At 34.4% G+C, this 2,416-nt stretch carries 2 protein-coding genes; one reads left to right on the top strand and one right to left on the bottom strand.

Annotated elements, in window-relative coordinates:
- A partial coding sequence (locus tag ACJML3_RS08880; protein WP_406022475.1) for a tRNA (uridine(54)-C5)-methyltransferase TrmA occupies positions 1–843 on the top strand: 843 nt, incomplete at its 5' end.
- Between the two features lie 130 nt (positions 844–973).
- Here the strand turns inward: ACJML3_RS08880 and ACJML3_RS08875 are convergent.
- A complete protein-coding gene (locus ACJML3_RS08875) occupies positions 974–2,230 on the bottom strand; it encodes a malic enzyme-like NAD(P)-binding protein (protein ID WP_406022473.1) in 1,257 nt (418 codons plus the stop codon).
- Between the last annotated feature and the right edge of the window lie 186 nt (positions 2,231–2,416).

Below are 2,416 nucleotides of genomic sequence, written 5' to 3'. Positions count from 1 at the left end.
AAAAAATATTTGCTCTCTTATGACGAGCTAAAACATAAACTTTTCCAAATTGATTTTTTATCAAATCAGTCTGGAGAGATCATTATTGCACTAAATTATCATAAAGCAATTAATGAAATCGAATTCAAAAAGAATATCAGTGACATTAAAAGTCAGTTTTTAAATGAGGGATTAAAAGCTCAGTTTATCGGAAGAGCAAAAAAGCAACTCATATTAGCTGATACTGATACTATTTTAGAAACAATCCATACAAAAGATCGTGATTTTTATTTATATCAGGTTGAAGGAAACTTTTCACAACCAAACATATACGCTTGCCAGAACATGGTTCAGTTCGCAAGAGATTGCTGTACAGACTGCAAAGATGTTGATCTTATAGAACTCTACTGTGGAAGTGGAACATTCACTGTATGTCTTGCTGATCTGTTTAGAAAGGTTATGTCTACAGAAGTATCAAGAGTACCAACAAATACTGCACTAAAAAATATTGAAAAAAACAACATAAAGAATACTAAAATTGCACGTTTATCAGCAGTTGAAGTTGCTCAGGCATTAAACAATGTACGTGAATTCAACCGATTGAAAGAGGCTGACATTAATATTCATGAATACAATTTCAACACTCTATTAATCGATCCTCCTCGTTCAGGTTTATGTGATAAAGAAGCCCTTGATTTCACAGCAAGATTTGACAGAGTTATATATATTTCATGTAATCCAGAAACTCTTGTAAGTGATCTAACATATTTAACTAAGACACATGAAATAAAGAGAATTGCTTTCTTTGATCAGTTCCCCTACACAAATCATCTTGAATCAGGTATTTTGCTAGAAAAGAAGTAGCTTATTAACTGAATAATGCATTAGCAATAAATGATTCTTTATTATTTGAAAGATATGTAGAAAAATGCTCCTAAAGAATATTTAGGAGCATTTTTTATTTCTGATAATTATGTAAAAACACTATTATCTTTTAGATTTTGTATTTCTCTGGAAGAGGTATCTGATTTACGCCTGATGCTACTGCTGCTCTTGCAACTGCGCCAGAAACTGTATTGCGTAGACGAGAATCCATTGGTTTTGGAATCAGATACTCTCGACCATACTCAAGATGATCAACCTGTGCAGCCTTAACAACTTCTGCAGGAACAGGAAGTTTTGCAACTTCACGTAATGCATTCATTGCTGCTTTCATCATTTCTGTATTGATACAGGTTGCTCTAACGTCTAAAGCACCACGGAATAAGAATGGGAAACATAAAACATTGTTAATCTGGTTTGGATAATCAGATCTGCCAGTACCCATAATGATGTCCGGACGCAATTTATGAACAACATCAGGATCAACTTCAGGATCTGGATTTGAACAAGCAAAAATAACCGCCTTGTCAGCCATATGAATGACTTCTTCATCATTAATTAATCCAGGACCTGATACGCCTAACAGAACATCGGCATCCTTCAAGGCATCCTCTAGAGTCTTTGGACCTGCATCATTTATAAAACGTGGTTTTTCACCATTGTTATACTGTGGTCTGTCAGAACGAATTACGCCATGACGATCAACCATAAAGAAATTCTCTTTCTTAGCACCACACTCGATCAGAAAATCTGAACATGCAATACCAGCTGCACCAGCACCTACGCAAACAACTTTACAGTCTTCAATTTTCTTACCCTGTAATTCAACTGCATTCAAAATACCTGCAGTTGTAACAATTGCTGTACCATGCTGATCATCATGGAATACAGGAATATTGCAGCGCTTAACTAACTCACGTTCGATTTCGAAACACTCTGGTGCTTTAATATCTTCAAGATTAATACCACCGAATGTATCTGCAATACACTCAACTGTTGTAATAAAATCTTCTACAGTCTTGTGTTTTACTTCAATATCAATAGCATCTATACCAGCAAAACGGTTGAATAATAAAGCTTTACCTTCCATTACTGGCTTAGAGGCTAATGGACCTAAATTTCCTAGACCTAAAATTGCAGTACCATTAGAAATAATGGCAACGCTATTACCTTTACCTGTATATCGATATGCATCGTCAGGATTCTCGGCTATTTCACGAACAGGAGCTACAACACCTGGACTGTAAGCTAATGTTAAATCATCAGCTGTTTCTGCTGGCTTTGTTAATGCAATTTTAATTTTGCCAGGAACAGGATTCTCATGATAAGCCAATGCTCTATCATGTAATAATTTTGCATCGTGTGACACGGTATACTCCTTATGTCTACTCAAATAAGAAACTGATTAATACTCTTAAAATAAGAATAGGCGACAAATAAAAAAATGGTTAATTTTAACCAAAAAAAATTCTGAAAATTAATTACAAATCACGTCATTTTTTATTACTAACGTTATTTAGTCTAACATTTCAGAAAATAATATTTGAGAGTTATT

The organism is Succinivibrio sp. (assembly GCF_045124615.1).
GTDB lineage: Bacteria > Pseudomonadota > Gammaproteobacteria > Enterobacterales > Succinivibrionaceae > Succinivibrio > Succinivibrio faecicola.
This window is presented reverse-complemented; position numbering and strand designations above follow the sequence as displayed.